At 69.6% G+C, this 21,442-nt stretch carries 16 protein-coding genes; 8 read left to right on the forward strand and 8 right to left on the reverse strand.

All coding sequences use genetic code 11. The annotated features are described in order from the left end of the window. Positions 1 to 166: 166 nt before the first annotated feature. Complete coding sequence (locus CA983_RS21820; RefSeq protein WP_086602592.1) at positions 167 to 1,342, reverse strand: epoxide hydrolase family protein; 1,176 nt, start codon at positions 1,340 to 1,342, stop codon at positions 167 to 169. A 103-nt stretch (positions 1,343 to 1,445) separates the two neighbouring features. On the opposite strand from CA983_RS21820, the gene CA983_RS21825 reads away from it, so the two are divergent. Beyond that, positions 1,446 to 2,021, forward strand: coding sequence for a CGNR zinc finger domain-containing protein (locus CA983_RS21825; RefSeq protein ID WP_086602593.1), 576 nt, complete (start codon positions 1,446 to 1,448; stop codon positions 2,019 to 2,021). Between the two features lie 74 nt (positions 2,022 to 2,095). On the opposite strand, the gene CA983_RS21830 is transcribed toward CA983_RS21825, so the two are convergent. From CA983_RS21830 to CA983_RS21860, 7 genes are all read right to left on the reverse strand, one after another. Further along, positions 2,096 to 3,139 carry a LacI family DNA-binding transcriptional regulator gene (locus CA983_RS21830; RefSeq protein ID WP_086602594.1) on the reverse strand — a complete coding sequence of 348 codons (1,044 nt, stop codon included), beginning with the start codon at positions 3,137 to 3,139 and terminating at the stop codon, positions 2,096 to 2,098. Positions 3,140 to 3,354: 215 nt separating this feature from the next. Continuing rightward, positions 3,355 to 4,971, reverse strand: a complete 1,617-nt coding sequence (locus tag CA983_RS21835) for a glycoside hydrolase family 43 protein (RefSeq protein ID WP_086602595.1) — start codon at positions 4,969 to 4,971, stop codon at positions 3,355 to 3,357. A 31-nt stretch (positions 4,972 to 5,002) separates the two neighbouring features. Continuing rightward, entirely contained in the window at positions 5,003 to 5,917 is a 915-nt protein-coding gene (locus CA983_RS21840) for a carbohydrate ABC transporter permease (RefSeq protein ID WP_086602596.1), read from the reverse strand. Continuing rightward, complete coding sequence (locus tag CA983_RS21845; protein ID WP_086602597.1) at positions 5,917 to 6,801, reverse strand: carbohydrate ABC transporter permease; 885 nt, start codon at positions 6,799 to 6,801, stop codon at positions 5,917 to 5,919. Before CA983_RS21845 ends, CA983_RS21840 begins: the two co-directional genes overlap by 1 nt. A gap of 10 nt (positions 6,802 to 6,811) precedes the next feature. Further along, positions 6,812 to 8,149 (reverse strand): ABC transporter substrate-binding protein, encoded by a 1,338-nt coding sequence (locus tag CA983_RS21850; protein WP_086602598.1) that lies wholly within the window; start codon positions 8,147 to 8,149, stop codon positions 6,812 to 6,814. 382 nt (positions 8,150 to 8,531) lie between these two features. Beyond that, positions 8,532 to 9,620 carry a LacI family DNA-binding transcriptional regulator gene (locus tag CA983_RS21855; RefSeq protein WP_086602599.1) on the reverse strand — a complete coding sequence of 363 codons (1,089 nt, stop codon included), beginning with the start codon at positions 9,618 to 9,620 and terminating at the stop codon, positions 8,532 to 8,534. Positions 9,621 to 10,261: 641 nt separating this feature from the next. Beyond that, positions 10,262 to 11,275 (reverse strand): hydroxyacid dehydrogenase, encoded by a 1,014-nt coding sequence (locus CA983_RS21860; RefSeq protein ID WP_208637012.1) that lies wholly within the window; start codon positions 11,273 to 11,275, stop codon positions 10,262 to 10,264. Between the two features lie 503 nt (positions 11,276 to 11,778). Between CA983_RS21860 and CA983_RS21865 the strand changes: the two genes are divergently transcribed. The 7 genes from CA983_RS21865 to CA983_RS45185 form a co-directional block, all read left to right on the forward strand. Then, positions 11,779 to 13,128, forward strand: coding sequence for an extracellular solute-binding protein (locus CA983_RS21865; RefSeq protein ID WP_086602600.1), 1,350 nt, complete (start codon positions 11,779 to 11,781; stop codon positions 13,126 to 13,128). After that, positions 13,125 to 14,120 carry a carbohydrate ABC transporter permease gene (locus tag CA983_RS21870; protein WP_086602601.1) on the forward strand — a complete coding sequence of 332 codons (996 nt, stop codon included), beginning with the start codon at positions 13,125 to 13,127 and terminating at the stop codon, positions 14,118 to 14,120. Before CA983_RS21865 ends, CA983_RS21870 begins: the two co-directional genes overlap by 4 nt. Next, positions 14,117 to 14,989: a carbohydrate ABC transporter permease gene (locus CA983_RS21875; protein ID WP_086602602.1), complete on the forward strand. Its 873-nt coding sequence runs from the start codon at positions 14,117 to 14,119 to the stop codon at positions 14,987 to 14,989. The genes CA983_RS21870 and CA983_RS21875 overlap by 4 nt, the downstream gene beginning before the upstream one ends. A gap of 34 nt (positions 14,990 to 15,023) precedes the next feature. After that, positions 15,024 to 16,556: a glycosyl hydrolase family 28 protein gene (locus CA983_RS21880; RefSeq protein ID WP_086602603.1), complete on the forward strand. Its 1,533-nt coding sequence runs from the start codon at positions 15,024 to 15,026 to the stop codon at positions 16,554 to 16,556. Positions 16,557 to 16,582: 26 nt separating this feature from the next. Further along, positions 16,583 to 19,927, forward strand: coding sequence for an alginate lyase family protein (locus CA983_RS21885; protein ID WP_086602604.1), 3,345 nt, complete (start codon positions 16,583 to 16,585; stop codon positions 19,925 to 19,927). A 25-nt stretch (positions 19,928 to 19,952) separates the two neighbouring features. After that, complete coding sequence (locus CA983_RS21890; RefSeq protein ID WP_086602605.1) at positions 19,953 to 21,200, forward strand: alginate lyase family protein; 1,248 nt, start codon at positions 19,953 to 19,955, stop codon at positions 21,198 to 21,200. A 123-nt stretch (positions 21,201 to 21,323) separates the two neighbouring features. Further along, positions 21,324 to 21,442: carboxylesterase family protein (locus CA983_RS45185; RefSeq protein ID WP_143645530.1), on the forward strand; the 119-nt coding region annotated here is incomplete at its 3' end.

Here is a 21,442-nt window from a genome sequence, read left to right on the forward strand (position 1 = left end):
ACGCCGACCGGTTCCGGCCAGTTCCCCACCGTGACGGGCGCGCGGCGCGCGCAAGGGGTGTGCGGCTGCCGGCCGGGCGACCGTCACTCTGCGCGCGGTGCGCCGGGGTGTACTACGTGACGGCCGGTCGGCGTACCGTGGTGCGGCTACCGGCACCCAGCCGCGTTCACCGAGTAGCGGCCAGCACCGCCGCGAGGCCCTCTCGCAGGTCCTTGACGAAATACTCGGGCACCTCCAGGGACGGGAAATGTCCCCCGTTTTCGGGCGACCCCCATCGGACGATTCGCCGGTACCGCTCCTGCGCCCAAAGGCGCGGACACTTCTCGATGTCGCGGGGATACATGGTGATGGCCGACGGGACGTCGACCCGGAGTTCGGGGTCCAGCGAATTGTGGCTTTCGTAGTAGATACGGGCTGCCGATGCGCCGGTCCGCGTCAGCCAGTACAGGGTGACGTCGTCAAGGACGCGGTCGATGGAAATCGTCTCGAACGGGCTGTCCACGGTGTCCGACCACTCGGCGAACTTGTCGAGGATCCAGGCAAGAAGCCCTACCGGTGAGTCGACGAGCGAGTAGCCGATGGTCTGCGGTCGGGTCGCCTGCTGCTTCGCGTACGCCCCGCGGGGCCCCTCGTAGAATGCGCGGGTCTCCTCGGCCCACGTGCGCTCGGCCGCCGTCAGTCCGTCCGTCGTCAACCCGGGCGGTCCCTCCGCGAACGTCGTGTGGATGCCGAGCACGTGCGCCGGGAACCTGCCGCCGAGGACCGTGGTGATGTTGCCTCCCCAATCACCGCCGTGGGCCAGGAACGTGCCGTAGCCGAGCCTTCCCATCAGCTCCACCCATGCGGCCGCGATCTTTTCGGTTCCCCACCCGGTGGTGGCCGGCTTGTCGCTGTAGCCGAAGCCCGGCAGAGACGGGACCACGACGTGGAACGCCGGCGCGTCCGCGTCTTTCGGATCCGCCAACTCGTCCACCACATCGACGAATTCGGCAATGCTGCCCGGCCAGCCGTGCGTCAGGATCACAGGAGTGGCGTCCGCGCGCGCGGATCGGCGGTGCAGGAAGTGGATTCCCAGATCGTCAATGGCCGTGCGGAACTGTCCGATCCGGTCGAGGCGCTCTTCGAACGACCGCCAGTCGTACCCGGTGCGCCAATAGTTCACGACATCTACGAGGTCGGCGAGCGGAACGCCCTGTTCCCAACGGCGAGAACCGGGCGCGGCGCCATGGACCGTCTCGGGCTCCGGTAGCCGCGCCGCTGCCAGTCGCGCGCGCAGATCGTCGAGATCGGCGTCGGTCGCGTGGGCTTGAAATGCTTGTACGTCGCCGGTCGGGCTGGGCATGAGGCCTCCTGGCCATCGCGGAACCGGCTACGACCTTCAGTGAACCGGCTATGCCGGTTCTAGCATGTCCCGGAGTCACGCCGCAACCAGCTAAGGTGGTTCCATGCGTATCGAGTTCCCTGACTTCCGCCTCGGCAACGTGCTGGCGACCAGCTTCACGGGGACCCTGTCGGAGCGTCATGGTGACGCTGTGGAGCGCATTCCCACGCCGCACCGACTCGTCGACTGGCTGGCGCTGAACGGCCTCGCCGTGGACTCCTGCACCCCCGCCCAGCTCGAACTCGCCCGGGAACTGAGGGAGTCGATCCACGCCGCCGCGACAGCGGCCGCGCTCCAGGACGCTCTCCCTGCCTCTGCTGTCCAAGTCATCAATGACTGCAGCGCTCAGGGTCGGGCCGCGGCGATCCTGACGCCCGAGGGTGAGCGGCTTTGGCGGCTCAGCTCGGCTTCCTGCGTGGAAGATGCCCTCAGCGTGATCGCCGCCGACGCGATCAGCATCATCGCGGGCGAACGAGACGGAAAACTGGCCTTGTGCGCATCACCGACCTGCCGAGCCGCCTTCTTCGACACCAGTCAAAGCCGCACCCGCAAATGGTGTGACATGAACACGTGCGGGAACCGTCAGAAGAAAGCGCGCTTCAATGCCAACCGGCGCAAAAACTCCAGATCAGCGGAGTGATCGGTACGGGCCCTGCGGCAAGGGGGCACGCATCCACGCAACGGCCCCACCGGGCACAGGTCAACGCTCCCGCGCTACACCCGCGGCGCCGCCGTACTCGCCCGTTCCACCAACCGCGTCGACAACTCCGTCCGCGTGCTCTCCGGGTGGTGGCCGTCCATCAGGCGCAGCAGTGACCGCAGGGCCGTCGCGGCCATCTCCGACAGCGGCTGGCGGACCGTGGTCAGCGCGGGTGAGGCCCAGCGCGCCTCGGGCAGGTCGTCGAAGCCCACCACGCTGATGTCGTCCGGGACCCTCAACCCCCGCTCGGCCAGGGCCTCGTACACCCCGAGCGCCATCCGGTCCGAGCAGACGAAGACGGCCGTCGGCGGCTCGGGCAGGTCCAGCAGTTCCAGCATGCGGCGGCGGGCCATGTTCTCGTCGAAGCCGGCGTGCCGGACGTACTCGGCGCGGTGGCGGACCCCGGCCGACGCGAGCGCCGAGCGGTGACCGGCGACCCGGGCGCTGCTGCACATCGTGCGCCGGTGACCGGCGATGACGGCGATGCGCTCGTGCCCCAGGGACAGCAGATGCTCCGTGGCCGTCAGACCGCCCTGCCAGTTCGCCGCGCCCACCGACGCCACGCCCTCCGGCGGTTCCTGGACCGGGTCGATCATCACGAACGGGATGCGGTGCTGCTCCAGCCAGGCGTACTGGGAGTCGCTCAGCTCGGCCAGGTTGAACAGGACCCCGGAGGAGCCCCGGGCGACCAGCTTGTCCAGCCAGCCGCGCTCCGGGCGCCCGGCCCGGGTGCGGGTCAGGGCCGCCGACACCACGACCTCCAGGCCCGCGTCGTGCGCCGCCTCCTCCACCCCGTGCAGCACCGCGCCCGACCAGGAACTCTCCAGCGAGTGGACGACCAGGTCGACCAGCCGGGGTGCCTTCGTCGCGTCGAACCGGGGTCTGCGCACATAGCCGAGCCGGTCGAGCGCCTCGGTGACGCGGCGGCGGGTCTCGGGCGCCACGTCCTCGCGGCCGTTGACCACCTTCGACGCGGTCGGCACCGACACCCCCGCCTCACGCGCCACGACCGCCAGCGTCGGACCTGCCGCCACGCTCGCACTCGCCGTACGGACCATCGGGAACCCCACCTCTCCGGCCCGCCCGAGGGCCGTGGAAAGTTTCGACCAGCGCTGCTCACCGCGGTCCGGAGTCCGAGCCGACAGAAAGCGCTTCCTACTCTAGGTGCGGCGCAGGACGGCGGGAAGACAAGTGAATTCACGGGTTCTCGCCGGTCAAAACTTTCGAAACCCCGAACATCGACTCAGGCGGGTGTGCGGGGAGGCCGGAAAGGTCAGCTGGAGCAGGTCAGCCGGAACCCGGTGAAGTCCGCCGTGAACGCCGCGTCGACGAGGTCCCGGGCGTGGATGCCCGCCATCGCACCGGTGAAGCGCAGCCGGGAACCGTGGTCGTCGGACAGCCGGCTGAAGTCCAGGGCCGGTCCGATCTCCGTGCGCGCCCCGTCCCGCAGATGCCAGAAGCGTGCCTCGGCTCCCTCGATCGTCACCCCCAGCGTCACGGCCGCCTCCCCTGGCACCTCCGCCTCCCCGGGCACCTCCACGACGGCCACCTGCCGCGTGCCCTCCTCGTCGCGCTCCACGAGACTGAGCACCGTGCGGCCACCCGCGCCGGGCGTGCCCCGCCACTGCTGTCCGCACTGCGGCTCGCCCTCGGGCTCCGCCCAGGTCAGGTCGAGGCTGAGGTACGCCTCGGGGTTGTACCAGAGCACCAGCCCGGCGGCCTGCGTGAAGGTGACCGGCCGTGCCTCGACGGTGACCTCGGCCTCCGCGCGGTGCTCGGTGATGCGCTGGGCCAGCAGGCTGCTCGCCCAGCGGGACTCCGGCCCGTGCCGGCCGCGCAGCCGGATCCAGCCGGGCCGGGCCGTCGTGTCGGCCCAAGACGGGTCAGGCGGCTCGCGCAGGGTGCTCCACGGCCAGGACAGGTCCTCGGCCGGGGCGGCCGCAGGCAGCGGGTGCGGCCGCGTCGGTACGTCGACGTCCACCGCCGGGTGCCAGCCGCCCTGCCGCAGCCGGGGCCAGCCCTCCGCGTCCCAGGTCACCGCCTGGATCGCGGTCTCCCGGCCGAGCGGGCAGCGGCGGCCCTGCGGCGTGTGCAGCGGACGGGCCGTCAGATGGCTGAGAAGCCACTGCCCGTCCTGCGTCTCGACCAGCTCGCCGTGCCCGGCCTTCTGCAACGGCACGTCCGGGTCGTCCCGGGTGGTCAGCAAGGGCCGTTCGTCGAGTTCGTACGGCCCGGTCAGCTCCCGGCTGCGGGCCACCCGCACGCCGTGCTCCCAGCCCGTGCCGCCCTCCGCGAGCACCAGGTAGTACCAGCCGGCGCGGCGGACCACCTTCGGTCCCTCGATGAGCCGATCGTGCTGGAGCAGCAGATGTGTCCGTCCGACGGGTGCGAGCGCGTCCCGGTCCAGCTCCGTGACGACGATCCCGGCGAACCGCCGGCCGCCCGGCCGGTGGTCGTTCTGGAGGTTCAGCAGCCACAACCTGCCGTCCTCGTGGAACAGGGCCGGGTCGAAGCCGTGGCTCGCGACCCGGCGCGGCACGCTCCATTCGCCGCTCACGTCGGTGGCCGTCGAGACGTACGTGTCCAGGTCGAAGTACGGCGTGCCGACCGAGCGCACGACGGTGTACGTCACCCAGAACCGTTCCCCGTCCCAGCTCAGCGACGGCGCCCAGATGCCCCCGGAGTCGGGCACCCCGGCCAGCGAGCCGCCGGGCGCCGCGCCCCGGACGTGCCCCGCGTACTCCCAGTGGGCCAGGTCGCGGGAGCGGTGGACCGGGATCGTCGGGAACCACTCGAAGGAGCTGGTCGCCACGTAGTACCAGTCGCCGACCCGGATCAGGGACGGGTCGGGGGCGAAGCCGCGCAGGACGGGGTTGTGCAGGACGGTCACGTGAGGGCTCCGGGAGGAGAGACGGAGGAGATCACTTGAGGGCGCCGAGCGTCACGCCCGACCGCCAGTAGCGGCGCATCGCGACCATCATGATCGCCATCGGGACGATGGACAGCAGCGCGCCGGTCAGCACCAGGCCCGTCAGGTCGATGCCGGATTCCAGGCGGGTGCCGGTCCAGTTGTACAGGCCCAGGTTGAGCGTCCAGTTCTCCTTGCCGCGCAGTACGGTCAGCGGGAGGAAGAAGGCGTTCCAGGTGTTGACGAAGGCCAGCAGGAACACCGTCGCGCCGCCCGTCGTCATCATCCGCAGCACGATGCTGAAGAAGATCCGCAGCTCGCCGGCGCCGTCGATCCGGGCCGCCTCCAGCAGCTCGTAGGGGACCGTGGCCTCGGTGTACACCTTGGCCAGATACACGCTGAACGGGTTGATCAGGCAGGGGATCAGCATCGCCCACGGGGTGTCCACCATGCCGATCGCCGAGAACAGCAGGTACAGCGGGAGCGTGAGCAGGGCGATCGGGATCAGGAACGAGCCCACGACACACGCGAAGATCACATTGCGGCCGGGGAAGTCGAACCGGGCCAGTCCGTAACCGGTTGCGAGCGCGATCAGAGTGCCGCCGAGCGAGCCGACCCCGGCGTACAGGAACGAGTTGGCCGTCCACCGCAGGAAGATGCCGTCCTGGTAGGTGAACACCTGCTGCAGGTTGTCCCACAGGTGCCAGCCGGAGAACCACAGGCCGTTGCTCTGGTACAGCGCCGTGCGGTCCTTGGTCGCGGCGACGATCAGCCACCACACCGGGAACAGGCTGTAGACGCTGGCCAGGATCAGCCCGACCAGCAGGAAGCGCTGACCGCCCCGCCCGCGGGAGGCCGCGTCCGGGCGGTTCAGGCGCCGGACGCTGCGGACGGGGGGCCGCTCGGTGGTGTGCTCGGTCAGCACCATCAGTCGGCCTCCTTCGAGGTGAGCCGGTAGAAGAGGAAGGAGGCCACGCCCAGGATCAGGGCGAGCAGCACGGACAGGGCGGCGGCGTAGTTGTAGTTGCCCGCGTTGAACGCCTGGTTGTAGATGATCATGATCGGGGTGAAGCTGTCGCTGACCGTCTGCGGGGTGATGTTCCGGAACAGCGCCGGCTCGTTGAAGATCTGGAGCATCTGGATGATCGACAGCAGCCCCGTCAGGACCAGCGCCCCGCGCACGTACGGAATCTTGATGCTGCGCGCGATCCGCAGCTCGGAGGCGCCGTCCAGCCGGGCCGCCTCGAACAGCTCGCGGGGCACGCCCTGGAGCGCCGAGTAGATGATCACCATGTTGTAGCCGATGCCGTGCCAGGTCAGCAGATTGCCGATGGACGGCCACACCATCGACGGCGCGAAGAAGTTCCAGTCGAAGCCGAGGGCCTTGCCGATCGGGGTGAGCGGGCCGACGTCCGGGCTGTAGAGGTTGACCCACACGATCGCCGCGACCACGCCCGGGATCATGTACGGCACCAGCAGCAGGATCCGGAACCGGCTCGCCACCCTGGAGGTGAGCGCGTCCAGGAACAGCGCCAGCAGCAGGCTGATCAGCAGCATGAACGGGATCTGCACACAGGCGAAGAGCACCACCCGCAGGATGGAGTTCATGAACGCCGAGTCCGTCAGCCCCTGGGTGTAGTTGTCGAGCCCGACGAACTCCGTCGTGGTGCCGCCGAGGCCGAGCCCTGACTGCTTCTCCGTGAACAGCGACTCGTGGACGGCGTAACCGATCGGGAGCAGATACAGGAAGACGAAGCCGAGCTGGAAGGGCACCGTGAACGCGGCACCCTTCCAGCGCATGGAGCGAATCATCGAGAATGCCTCAGCCCTTGACGCTGATACCGCGGGACTTCAGGTCCTTGACCGTCCACTGCTGCATGTGCGCGAGCAGGTCGGTGACCTTCTGCTCCTTGCTGACGACCTTGGCCCAGCCCGCCTGGAGCTCGGTGAACATAGCGGTCCAGTTGGGCCCGAAGGTCCAGTCGGTGGTGACGGTGTCCAGGCTGTCCGTCACGACCTTCTGCGCCGGCTCGTAGTTCTTGCCGAGCAGCTTCTGCGAGATCGACTCACCGACGTAGGTCTTGCTGTCGGCCAGCGCCGGCATCACGCCGTTGCCCGTCTCCGGGCTCGCCATCGTCTTGACCGCGTCACGGTTCGTCGACATCCACAGCGCGGCCTGCGCGGCCTGCTCCTGGTTCTTGCACTGCTCGGTCACCAGGGTCACGCTGCCGGTCAGGTTCGTACCGGCCGGGGTCTTGGGCGCTTCCCCCTTGTACGTCGGCCACGGGGCCAGGGCCCAGTCGCCGAAGGACTTGGTGAAGTTCTGCACCATGCCGGCCATCTGCCAGGTGGAGATCTGCCGGGTGGCGGTGGCGCCGGTGTCGTAGCTGCGCTGCACGGCCGCGTAGTCGGCGAAGGACAGCTTGGCGTTCAGGTCGTTGTCGATGATCTCCTGGATCACCTTCGCGGCCTTGAGGGTGCCCTCGTCCTGGAAGTTCACCTTCCAGGCGTCGCCGTCGATCGAGTACCAGTGCGCGCCGCCCTGCATGGCGAGCACCTCCAGGGTGCTCGGGTCCTCACCGGCGTAGTTGGTGATCTTGATGCCGTGCTTCTTCAGCTCCTTGCCGGCGGCGATGAAGTCGTCCCAGGTGGCCGGGGGCTTCAGGCCGTACTTCTTGAAAATGTCCGTGCGGTAGATCGTGAACTGGGGCGCCGAGCTGGTCGGCACGCCGTAGAGCTTGCCCTGTACCTGCGCGCTCGCCCAGGCGCCGGTGTTGAACTTGTCCTTCTCGCCCTCGACGTACTGCGTGATGTCGGCGAGCGCGCCCTGCGAGACCCAGCTCGTCACGTACTCGGCGGTGTTCTGCACCAGGCAGGGGGCGTTGCCGGCCTTCACCGCGTTGGTCAGCTGCTTCTGCATGGTCAGCTGGTCGGTGACCTTGGTGTACTTCAGCTGGATGTCCTTGTGCGAGGCGTTGAACGCCTTGACGACCGCCTCCTGGCCGTTGGCCCAGCCCCAGAAGGGGAGGGTGACCGGGCCGGACTTCGACGCGGCGTCGTCACCCGAGCCGGATCCGCCGCAGGCGGAGAGGAGACCTGTCAGCGCGATGCCCGCGACAGCGGCGGAGGCGAACCTTCTCCGGGGGCTGGTGAAGTTCATCTGACCGTGATCCTTCGGAATAGGCGTTCTCAGAACGAGAGGACGGCAGCGGCTCGGTGTGCTGGCCAGGAACGGCGGCCGGAAACCGTCGGCTCGCGGTTGCGGGGGGTTCGGCCAAGCGGAAGCAGAAGCTGTAGTAAGCGGTTGCTGGGACGGTAGGCGGGGAGCTCGACTCTTAGCAAGAGGTGCGCGGCAATTTGTTACGGCGGATTGTCCGCCGGGTTATCTCCGAACACGCGCCGTCCGCTCCTGCAGGGCCTCGCATACCCGCAGGTCAGTGCGGTGCCGGACGCATCGGCGCAGGGCCACGGCGGCCACGTTGACGAGACCTCGAACGAGCTGCAAAGACCTCGGAAAACGGTTACGTAACGACCTCTGCGCGTTATCCGTGCCGACCCGGCGGCCGCACCGAGTTGCGGACCACGACATGCGTGCCCAGCACCAGGTGGTCGCCGTCGGCGCTCTTGCGGCGCCCCGCGCCGCCCTCGCGCCGGTCCGCCACCGCGCGCAGCGCGACGCGGCCCATCTCCTCGTACGGCACGTGCACGGTGGTCAGTTGGGGAGTGAGCTGGGACGCGAGCGGGATGTCGTCGTAGCCGACGATCGAGACGTCCTCGGGCACCCGCAGTCCCGCCGCGCGCAGGGCCTGCATGGCGCCCGCCGCGACCACGTCCGTCCCCGCGAGCACGGCCGTGAAGTCCGGCGTGTCGTGCAGGGCCGCCTCGACGGCCTCGTACCCGTGCTCGTAGTCGTACGGGCCGTGCCGGACCATGCCCGGGTCGAACGGCACGCCGTACGCCTCGAAGGCCCGCTGCGCTCCCCTCAACCGACCCTGTGCGGTGGTCAGTTCGGCATGCCCCGGCAGGACCAGGACGCGCCGGTGACCGGCCGACAGCAGGTGGCTGGCCATCGCGTAGGCGCCGCCCTCGTTGTCGTAGTCGACGGTCGTCGCCGGGACGTCGCCCTCCAGCGGGGGCCGGCCCACCAGGACCAGGTGCGAGCCGGCCGCGTCCAGGGAGCGGGCGAAGCGGGCCATGCGCAGCTGGTACTCGTCGTAGTCGTAGGCCCCGCCGAGCAGGATCACCGCGGCCACGCCCTGCTGGCGCATGAGATTCACCAGTGCGAGCTCCCGCTCGGGGTCGTCGCCGGTCGTGCCGACCAGGGAGAGCCAGCCGCGCAGGGTGGCGGCGCCCTCGACGCCCTTGGCGACATGCGCGAACGCGGCGCCGGTGATGTTGTTGATGAGGATCGCCACCGTCGGTGTGCCGCCGCCGGCGAGCGAACGGGCGTGGGCGTTGGTCACGTAGTCCAGGTCGCGGACCACCTTCATCACGCGGCGGCGCAGCTCCTCCGACACCGGGTAGTTGCCGGACAGCACCCGCGAGACGCTGGCCACGGAGACGCCGGCTCGCTCCGCGACGTCGCGAATGGTCGCCCGTCCGGCGTCGCTCGTCGCCTTGCGCTGACTCACCCTTGCGGCTCCTTCACCGTTGCGGCTCGATCCGGCCCCGGGGCTGTGTCCCCACCCGTGCGGAAACCGTATCCCATGGTTACTCCAGGCTGGAGGGCTTGTGGACGGCGGGCTGGAGGGCCTGCGCGACGTGGCGCTGACCGGACGTACTGCCGTGATGTGGGCCGAACGTCCACGCGGCGTGCCGCTGGCTGGACCCGCCGCCGTGATGCGGGGCCGGGCACGCTGCCGTATGCGGGAGCTGAAGCACCTGCGCGACGCGCCACGTGATGGACGCGCAGCCGTGCAGTGGGCCGAAGGGCCCACACGAGGTGTCGCTGGCCGGGCACGTTGCCGTGCCGCGGGCCCAAGCGCCTGCGCGGCACGACGTGACCCGGACGCACTGCCGTGACCCAGGCCGAAGCGCCTGCCCGACCTGCCTTGTGATGCCGCGACGCCATGACGGGCCCGGACGCGCTGCCGTGACGCAGGCCGAAGCGCCTGCCCGACCTGCCCGACCTGCCCGACCTGCCCTGTCACGCCGACGCGCCGCCATGACGCGGCCCGGACGCGCCGCCGTTCCGCGGGCGGGAGGACACCCCGCGATGACGGCCGGACGCGCCACCGTGCCGGCGGTCCCCATGACCTGCCACGCCGAGCCGTCACGCCACCCGCGCGAGATCCGCGTGCCGTACCTCGTGGAGCGGCGGCAGCCCTGCCGCCAGGCGCTCCAGTTCCTCCACGACGATGCGGCCGAGCCGCTCCAGTTCGTTGCCCAGTGAGCCGGCGATGTGCGGGGTGAGGAACACGTTGGGCAGGTGGTACAGCGGGGAACCGGCCGGCAGCGGCTCCGGGTCGGTGACGTCGAGGACCGCGCTGAGCCGGCCGGAGACCAGCTCGTCGGCGAGCGCGTCGTGGTCGACGAGCGCGCCGCGGGCGGTGTTGATGAGCACGCCGCCGTCCCGCACCAGGGCGAGCCGGTCGCGGTCGAGCATGTGGTGGGTCTCGGGGATGTCGGGGGCGTGCAGACTCACGATGTCGCTGTGTCTGAGCAGGTCCTCCAGCGACAGCGACTCGGCACCGAGGGCGGCGGCCTCGGCCGGGCTCACGTACGGGTCGTGCAGCAGGACGGTGAGGTCGAACGGCCGCAGCAGCTCCAGCAGTCGGCGGCCCACACGGGACGCGCCGATGACACCGACCCGGCGGCCCAGGTTGCCGGTCGCCGCGGTCTCCGCGGGGCCCGGGTAGGCGTGCGTGCGGCGGAAGCGCTCTCGGTGGTCGAAGGCGTCCTTGCCCACCAGCAGGATCATCGCGAGCGTGTACTCAGCGACGGGCACGGCGTTGCCCGTCACCGCGCTGGACACCTTCACGCCGCGCTCCCACAGGGCGTCGCCGACCAGGGAGCGCACGGACCCGGCCGCGTGCAGGACGGCGTCCAGCTTCGGGGCCGCCGCGAGGGCGCCGGCGTCCAGATGCGGGCAGCCCCAGCCGGTGATCAGCACCTCGGCGCAGGCCAGGGCCCCGGCCGCGCCCGGATCGGTGAAGTCCCGCACGACCAACCCGGGATCGATGTCGGCCGTGCGCCTCAGCCGCTCCATCAGCGGCGGAGGAAAGAGCAGCGGGAGGTGTACCGGGTCCATCGCGAACACGGCCCGCGGCAGCTGAGGGCTGGGCATGGCACTCCTGGAGCAGAGGATGACGGAAACAGTTTCAGAAAGCGCCTTCTACCGTAGATCTGCGAGGAAGCGGCGGTCAATCGGCAGGGCCGGGGCGGCAGCTGTCAGTGTCTGGTCGGAGTCGCCATCCCTCGGGGCGGCTCTGCATGAGCATGTTCTGGAAATCGATTACTAGGGTTTCCATGCGTGACGAGGGAGGCAGGCTGCGCCGCCGTCGGCACCCGGGCCCTCGGATGGCCATGTCGGCAACCGGTTCCCAAGCTTGTTGCCAAGACGAGAGCCCAGGCGCCCCTGGTCAGGCCGGTCCGACCACCCGCCAGCGGCTTGATCGCGACGGCCGAAAACAGGACTCACCGACGCCAAGGCTGATGACGCCGAGGTTACACAGTCTTTTCGAAAATTCGTCAAGGCTCTTGACGCGCCATCCCGACGGCAAGAAGCTCTGCCCCACGCACAACAACCGGTTGCCACAGCAAGCCGGAAAGCAAGGAGGTGGTGCGTTCATGCACCCACATGCTGGTGCTTCCCTGAGCCGCCGCCGATTCCTCGCCCTCTCCGCGGCCGGTGCCGCGACCGGCGCGGCGGCCTTGAACGGCTGCGCGATGCAGGTCTCCGGCGGTGTCAGCGGCGGCGGCGAGACGGTCACGCTGATGGTCAAGCCCGACGACATCTCCCCGGAGCTGGTCAGACAGGCCCAGAAGGACATCGGCGTCAAGATCGTCACGGTGCGCTACGACATCACCAAGCTCATCGGCATGATGACCAACGGCGCCCCGCCCGACCTGGTCCGTGGTGTCGGCGCGACCGACGCGCCCTACTTCGCGGCGCGCGACGTGATGGAGGACCTGGACCCCTACTTCGCCCGGAGCAGCATCCTCGGGGTCGACGACCTGGACCCGGTCAACGACTTGTGGCGCTTCGACGGCCGCACCCAGGGCAAGGGCCCGCGCTACGGCATGGCGAAGGACTTCTCCCAGGACTCCATGTTCTGGTACAACACCGCCCTCTTCGACAAGGCGGGCGTCGACTACCCGCCCGAGACCGAGCCGGTCACCTTCGAGGAGTGGCTGGAGAACGCCAAGCGGCTCACCCGGCGCAAGAGCGGCCAGACGACCGTCTTCGGCGGCAGCTACAACGGCGTGCTGACGCCCAACCTCCTCGCGAGCCTGACGGCCGCGGCGGGCGGGAGCCTGTTCACCGACGACTTCTCCCGCGTCGACTTCACCACCCCCGAGGCCCGCAAGGCGCTGAACTGGTACATCGAGTACGGCCGGGCCAGGGTCGGCCCCAGCATCATCCAGCCGGACCCCAACACCTGGGACGGACCCACGTTCCAGGCGAACCGCATGGCCATGTCCAACTGCGGCTACTGGCTCGGCGGCCTGATCAACGCCGACAAGAAGCTGGCACCACTCGCCCGCCTCGCCCCGGCTCCCATGTTCGAGGGCGGTCAGCGGATCAGCCCCTGCCAGGCCGGCACCGGACTGTGGATGCCGAAGAAGGCGAAGAACAAGGACGCCGCCTGGCGGGTCTTCGAGTGGTTCTTCGGCGAGGGACCGGCCAAGGCCCGCGCCTCCAGCGGCTGGGGCATCCCCACGCTGAAGTCCCTGCGCCCGCTCATGCCGGCCCAGGAGGACTACCAGAAGCGCGTGCTGAAGGTGCAGAACGCCGAGCTGAAGCACTTCTCGGTGATCGCCTACACCCCCTACGCCACGGCGGACTCGCTCTACGCCCTCTTCAACCAGGAGGCACCGGCCGCGATGAACGGCCGGATGTCCGTCGACACTCTCGCGGGCCGCCTGAACTCGGCCATGAACGAGCAGCTCAAGCGCGGTAAGGAGCAGGTGGGATGACGGTCGACCAGATACCCGCCACGGGGCGGACCGGCCCGGCCGCGAGTGCCGGCCGCGCCACGCCGGCGCAGCGCCCCCGGATCTCCATGACCGCGCGCAGGCATCGCGCTTTCTACCTGTTCACCGCTCCCTGGATCATCGGTTTCCTGCTGCTGACGATCGTGCCGATGGCGTACGCGCTGTGGCTGAGCTTCACCACGTACGACGGCATCTCGCCGCACTGGCGCTACGTCGGCCTCGGCAACTACAGCGAGCTGTTCTCCGACCCGCAGACCTGGAACTCCCTGGGCCGCACCGGCCTGTTCGCGATCACGTCGGTGCCGCTGTCGATCATCGCCGGGCTCGCGCTGGCCGTCCTGGTCAACCGGCCGGTCAAGGCGCGCGGGCTGTTCCGCACCCTGCTCTACCTGCCGGCCGTGGTGCCTCCGGTCGGTGTGGGCCTCACCTTCAAGGCGCTCTTCGACCAGAACTCCGGTGCCGCCAACGGCGTCATCACCCTGTTCGGCTTCGACGCGCTGGGCTGGCTCGCCGACCCCTACGCCCGCTACGTGCTGCTGATGAGCGTGCTGTGGGCGGCCGGAAACGTCATGATCATCTCGCTGGCGGGGCTCCAGGACGTGCCCAGGGAGCTCCACGAGGCCGCCCGGATCGACGGGGCGAGTGCCTGGCGGACCTTCCGCAGCATCACCGTGCCGCTGCTGTCGCCGGTGTTGCTCTTCCAGACCGTGACCGGCGTGATCGCCTCCGTGCAGACCATCATGCCGCTGCTGTTGTCGCCGGACGGCACCACCGCCGGCGTCACCGCCCTGCCGCAGTCCAACTACCTGTACATGATGCATGTCTTCTCGCAGTACTTCGCGCTCGGCCGCTACGGCTACGCCTCCGCACTGCTGTGGGTGCTCTTCGTTCTGATCCTCATCGTGACCGGACTCATCTTCAAGTTCACGTCCGGCGTGGTGTTCTACAACGTCGACCCGGAGGCGAAGAAGTGACCGCCACCAGCCTGCCCGCGAAGTCCTCGGCGTCCACGCCCCGCATCCGGGTGCGCGTCAACCGCCTCGTCCTCTACACGGTCCTCGTCTCCCTCACCGGGCTGTTCATCGGTCCCTTCGGGTGGCTGATCCTCAACGGCCTGAAGACCTCGGCGGAACTGGCCGCCTCGCCCGTGCACTGGCTGCCCACCACCTTCCAGTGGCACAACTTCGTGGACGCCTTCAACCTGATCGACTTCCTCGGCTACGCCCGCAACTCCCTGATCATCGCCCTGATCTACGCCGTGCTCGTCACACTCAGCTCGGCCTGGGTCGGCTTCGGTTTCGCCCGTCTGGAAGCCCCCGGCAAGAAGACGCTGTTCGGCATCCTCATCGGCTCGATGATGCTGCCCCAGATGATCACCCTGCTGCCGACCTACCTGATCTTCGCCAAGCTCGGCATGGTCGACACCTACTGGCCGTGGGTGTTCTGGGGACTGGCCGCCGCTCCCTATCTGGTCTTCCTCTTCCGGCAGTTCTTCGCCGGGCTGCCCCGTGAGCTGGAGGAGGCCGCGATCGTCGACGGCTGCGGCTACGGCACGATCTTCTGGCGGATCTTCCTGCCGCAGTCCTGGCCGGTGCTGTCCGCGAGCTTCGTGATCGCCTTCACCTGGTCCTGGGGCGACTACATCGCCCCGCAGCTGCTGCTGTCGACCGACAAGTCGACGCTGGCCGTCGCCGTCATGACCACCTACGTGACGTCGGCCGGAACACCCGTCGCCAACCTCCAGGCCGCGGCCTCCGTGATGTACGTCGTGCCGATCCTGCTGATCTTCCTGATCGCCCAGCGCGGTTTCGTCGCCGGGATGTCCACGACCGGACTGAAGTGACCCCTCTTACCGAACCTTTTGCAAGGAGTTACGCATGAACACGCCCCTGTCACGCCGGACCACTCTCCAGGCCGCCGGTGTCATCGCTGCCGCCGGCTTGGCCGGCAGCATCGCGGGCAGCGCACAGGCCGCCGCGGCGGACGAGAACGGCACCACCGGCGACAGCGTGGTCATCCACCCGACCCTTCCGAAGGTGCCTGTCAACAACTCCTTCACCGTCAAGGTCCGGCCGCTCGGAGGCACCTGGCAGAAGCTCGGCGTCTACCTCGCCAAGCTCGCACTGATCGACGCGAACACCGGCAGCAACAGGGCCCAGAGCTCCTCCTGGGCCGCCTTCGACTTCTCCGGCACCGTCGAGGTCGAGGTCACGTACAACCCGGGCGGCGGCGAGAAGGTCCGCATCCGCCCGGACTCGTACGGCATCAAGCCCGAGGTGCTCGGCAGCACCGCGCGCTTCACCCTGGACCGGCCCCGCAACCTCGTCGTCCAGATCGACGACAAGATCTTCGACTGCCTGCACCTGTTCGCGAACCCGATCGAGCAGGACGTGCCCACCGAGGGCGACAAGAAGGTCATGTACTTCGGGCCCGGTCTGCACACCCACCCCGACCGAACCCTGAAGGTGCCCAGCGGCACCACCGTCTACCTGGCCCCGGGCGCCGTCCTCACCTCCAACGTGATCTTCGAGGGCGTGGAGAACGCCCGGCTGATCGGCCGTGGCGTGGTCTACGACACGACCGGCGGCGCGGTCTTCGTCCGCAAGTGCGAGAACGTCACGATCGACGGCGTCACGATCCTCAACCCCCGGTACGAGAACATCAGGGTCGCCGAGTCCAGGAACCTCACCATCAGGAATCTGCGTGCCTTCAGTCACCAGGGCTGGGGTGACGGCATCCAGCTCTACTGCTCCGAGAACGTCACGATCGACGGCTGCTTCCTGCGCACCTCCGACGACTGCGTCGCCCTCTACACCCACCGCTGGGACTTCTACGGAGACACCCGCAACATCACCGTCAAGAACTGCTCCCTCTGGGCCGATGTCGCCCACCCGATCAACATCGGCGTGCACGGCAATTCCGACACCCCCGAGATGCTGGAGAACCTGCGCTACGAGAACATCGACATCCTCGACCACCGCGAGCCGCAGGTGACCTACCAGGGCGCCATCGCCTTCATGGTCGGCGACAGCAACATCGTCCGGGACGTCAGGTTCGACGACATCCGCGTGGAGGACTTCCGCTGGGGCCAGCTCATCCACATGCGGGTCGAGTACAACCCGAAGTACAACACGTCGGCAGGTCGCGGCATCGAGTCCGTCTACATCAAGGACCTCAGCTACAACGGCAAGAACGCCGACCTCTCGATCATCGCCGGCCTCGACGCGGAGCACGCGATCAAGGACGTCACCTTCGAGAACCTCCGCGTCAACGGCAAGGTGATCGCCGACAGCACGGGCAAGCCGAAGTGGTATCTGGCCTCGGACGGCGTGCCCATGTTCGTCAACGAGCACGTGACGAACCTCAGGTTCCTCACCACCGCCGAGGCCGCGGCGGCCGCCGCGTCATGAGCACCGTCCCCATGAGAAGCACCTCCATGAGCACCCCCGCACCGAGCCGCCGGGGCTTCCTCGGCGGCGCGGCCGCCCTGCTGCTGGTGTCGGGCGCGAGCGGCCTGCTCGCGCCCGGCACCGCCCGGGCCGCCGCCCAGGACGGCACCGCCGGGTTCCGCGCCTTCACGCACCCCGGGCTGCTGCACAGCGCCGACGACCTGGCCCGTATGAAGGCCGCGGTCGCCGCCAAGGAATCCCCGGTCTACGACGGCTACCTCGCGCTCGCGGCCCACGCCCGCTCGAAAGCCACGTACACCATCCAGAACACCGGCCAGATCACCTCCTGGGGCCGCGGCCCCACCAACTTCCAGAACCAGGCCGTCGCCGACTCGGCCGCCGCCTACCAGACCGCGCTGATGTGGTGCGTCACAGGCGACCGGGCATACGCCGACAAGTCCCGCGACATCCTCAACGCCTGGTCGGCGTCCCTGACGGCCGTCACCGGCGCCGACGGGCCGCTCGGCGCCGGGCTCCAGGTCTTCAAGTTCGTCAACGCCGCCGAACTGCTGCGGCACAGCGGCTACGACGGCTGGGCGAAGGAGGACATCGCACGCTGCGAGGAGTCCTTCCTGCGCGTCTGGTATCCGGCGATCTCCGGCTACATGCTCTACGCCAACGGCAACTGGGACCTGACGTCCGTCCAGTCGATCCTGGCCATCGGCGTGTTCTGCGAGGAGGCCACCCTCTTCGAGGACGCGCTGCGCTTCGCCGCCGCCGGCGGGGGCAACGGCAGCGTCGCGCACCGCATCGTCACCGACGCGGGACAGGGCCAGGAGTCCGGCCGCGACCAGGGCCACGAGCAGCTCGCGGTCGGCCTGCTCGCGGACGCCGCGCAGGTCGCCTGGAACCAGGGCGTCGACCTGTACGCCTTCGACGACAACCGGCTGCTGAAGAACGTCGAGTACGCCGCCCGCTACAACCTCGGCGGCGACGTGCCCTTCGTCCCCGACCTGGACCGCACCGGCAAGTACGTCAAGAAGTCCGTCTCCGCCGTCGGGCGCGGAAACCTGCCGCCGATCTACGAGATGGCCTACGCCCACTACGCCGGCGTCCGGGGCCTCGACACCCCCTACACCAAGGCGGCCGTCTTCCGCGGCACCGGCGGCGCCCGGGTCGTCGAGGGCAGCAACGACGACCTGCCGAGCTGGGGCACCCTCACCTTCGCGGGCACGAAGGCCCCCGCCCCGGCCAGGCCCACGGCTCCGGCCGGTGTCACGGCGGTGGGCGGCGGCGACAAGTCCGTCACCGTGACCTGGGTGCCGTCGGCGTGGGCCGAGTCGTACACGGTCCTGCGCGCCACCAGCGCCGACGGACCCTACGAGACGATCGCGACCGGCCTCGACAAGCCGGCGTACACCGACCGTGACGCCCGAGCGGGCAGGCCCTCCTACTACCGGATCACCGCCACCAACTCCGGGGGCACCAGCGCCCGTTCGGCCTGGGCGGCGGCGGTCCCCGGGCTGCCCGACCCCTGGGAGACGCGGGACGTCGGGGACGTCAGGATCCCCGGCTCGGCGGTCTTCGACGGCGAGCGGTTCGTGCTGGAGGCGTCCGGCACGGCCGACACCCACCGCCTGGCCTACCTGCCTCTGCGCGGCGACGGCACGATCACCGCGCGGATCGTGTATCCGCTCAGCTCGCAGTACTCCAGGATCGGCGTCACGATACGGGCCGGCCTGGACGCGGACGCGGCGCACGCCGCCATGCTCATCCAGGGCCTGCCGCTGCACACCTGGAGCGGCGTGTGGTCCGTACGGCCCGAGGCGGGGGCCGGGATCAAGGGCACCGGCAGCACGCCCGTGCCGCCGACCCAGCAGCAGGCGATCACGACCAGCGCCGGCTTCCCGATCTCCTCCTTCGGCACCCTGCCCGAGTCGGCGACCCCCCTGGAGGCGCCGTACGTCGAGGGCGCGGGCGACGGCTACCGCATGCGCATGCCGTACTGGGTCCGCGTGACCCGCCGGGGCGACCGCTGCACCGGCGCCATCTCCCCGGACGGCATCCGCTGGACCGAAGTCGGCTCCAGCGTCGTCGAGTTGGGCAGTACCGCCTACGTCGGTCTCACCCTCACCTCCTGCCTCGGCATCGACGAGGAGTACGCCGAGACCGGCACCGGAGCCTTCGACAACGTCAGCGTCGTCTCCCGGACCGCCGGCGAGGTCTGGTCCGTGCCCCGCCCGGCCACCGCCGCCGGTGACCTGCGGGCCGTCGCGGGCGCCGACGCGGTCGAGCTGGCCTGGACCGACCCGGACCTCTCGGCCCGCTACAAGGTGCTGCGCGCCGCCACGGCCGACGGCCCCTACGAGACGATCGCCACCGGCATCGGCGCGGTCGGCTTCGGCACCCGCGTCCGGTACGCCGACGCCACCGGCACACCCGGCACGACGTACCACTACGCCGTCGCCAAGACCAACTGCGCCGGACGCGGCCCCCTGTCGGAGTCCGCCACGGCGACGATGCCCACACCCTCCCAGCCGCAACTCACCTCCGCCACCATGGCGTTCGCCAGCAAGGGCGTGCCCTTCAAGCACCTCCTGCGCGCCTCGCACGAACCCATACGGTTCGCCGCGGACGGGCTGCCCGACGGCCTGCGCGTCGACCGGCGCACCGGCCTGATCTCCGGGACACCCACCGAGACGGGCAACTTCAAGGTCACCACCACGGCGGGCAACGCCGCAGGAGACGCCACCGGCACCCTCACCCTCACGGTCGGCACCCCGCCGCCCGCGCCCTGGACCTACGGCGACCTGGGTGACGTCATCCTCGACGACCGCGCCTACGGCACCCTCGGCGTGGTCGCCGTCCGCACCCCCGGCAGCACCGCCCACGAGGACGGGACGTTCGTGGTGCGGGGCGCCGGGACCGACCTCACGGTCAACAACCAGGGCATGACCGGCCAGTTCGTACGACGGCCCGTCACCGGTGACTGCGAGGTCACCGCCCGCCTGATCTCCCGCGCCGGAGCCACCGGCGACCGGGTCGGCCTGCTCATGGCCAAGTCCCTGTCGCCGTTCGACCAGGCGGCCGGGACGATCGTCACCGGCGGCACGAGCGCCCAGCTGATGCTGCGCACGACCGTCGCCGGCCGGTCCACCTTCACGGGCAACGCGGCGGTCACCGCCCCCTGCCTGCTGCGGCTGAAGCGCACCGGGACGCACTTCACCGCATCCGTCTCGTCCGACGACGGCGCCACCTGGACCCCCCTCGCCGAGGGAGACATCCCCGGCTTCGGTGACGCCCCCTACTACGTGGGCCTCGTGGTCTGTTCCCGCAGCCCCCTGACCCACAGCACCACCGAGTTCGACGAGGTGAGCATCACCCCCATGTAGTCCTCCACGGATCGGAGAACCCCACATGAGCCGCACGTCCCCCCACACGCACCACGAGGGCGGCCAGGTGAGCCGCCGCGGTCTGCTCAAGACCGCCGGCGGCCTCACCGCGGCCCTCGCCCTCGGCGCCACCGCCACCGCCACCACGGCGGACGCGGCCCCGGCGGCCTTCACCCACCCCGGCATGCTGCACAACGCCGGCGACATCAACCGCGCCAAGGTCAGGGTCGCCGCCGGCGACGACCCCTGGGCCTCCGGCTGGCGCAGACTGACCGCCAACTCCCACTCGGCGTCCACCTGGACGCCCCGCCCCACCGCCACGATCATCCGCGGCGGCGACGGCCAGAACTACCCCCAGCTCTACAACGACATCCACGCCGCCTACCAGAACGCGCTGCGCTGGCACGTCGGCGGCACCGCCGCGAACGCCGACTGCGCCGTGCGCATCCTCAACGCCTGGTCGTCCACGCTCACCAGCATCACCGGAAACGCCGACCGGTTCCTCGCAGCCGGCCTCTACGGCTGGCAGTTCGCGAACGTCGCCGAGCTCATGCGCGGCTACGCCGGGTTCGACCTCAACCGGTTCAAGACGATGATGCTCAACGTCTTCTACCCGCTCAACAACCAGTTCCTCACCGGCCACAACGACGCCTGCATCACCAACTACTGGGCCAACTGGGACCTGTGCAACATGGCCTCCATCATGGCCATCGGGATCCTGTGCGACGACGGCGCCAAGTACGACCAGGCCGTCAACTACTTCAAGAACGGCGGCGGCAACGGCCAGATCCGGCGCGCGGTGCCGTTCCTCTACCCGGGCGTCGAGGGCTACGACCTCGGCCAGTGGCAGGAGTCAGGCCGCGACCAGGGCCACACCGTCATGGGCATGGGCCAGATGGGCGCCCTGTGCGAGATGGCCTGGAACCAGGGCGAAGACCTGTACTCCTACGACGGCCGCCGCTTCATGAAGGCCGCCCAGTACGTCGCCAAGTACAACCTGAACATGAACGTGCCCTACACCACCTACACCTGGGGCAGCGGCCAGAACTGCGCCCAGCAGTCACAGACCGTCATCGGCTCCGGATCCCGCGGCCAGGTCCGCCCGGTGTGGGCGATGCTCCACTACCACTACGGCCGGCGCCTGCTCCTCGACGACAAGTACATCTCCCAGATGTGCTTCTCCATCGCCCCCGAGGGCGGGGGAGGTGACTACGGCACCACCAGCGGCGGCTTCGACCAGCTCGGGTTCGGCACGCTGATGTACGCCAAATAGCGTGTCCGCCGCCCAGGACTCCGCCAAATAGCGGTCAAGCCGGCTTGTGCGCCGGAATACCCAGGAGCGATGTGATGCTCTGGTCTTTCCGGTGCACGAGCGCGGCGAAGGGCTGGTGGGCGTATGACGGCAGGCCAGACGGATCCCGTGGTCAGGAGCCCGTACGGGGCCGTACGCGGCAGATACGAGCGGGGAGTGGCGGTCTTCCGCGGCATCCCGTACGCGGCGCCCCCCTTCGGCCC

Source organism: Streptomyces swartbergensis (genome assembly GCF_002148965.1).
GTDB classification, from domain to species: Bacteria; Actinomycetota; Actinomycetes; order Streptomycetales; family Streptomycetaceae; genus Streptomyces; species Streptomyces swartbergensis.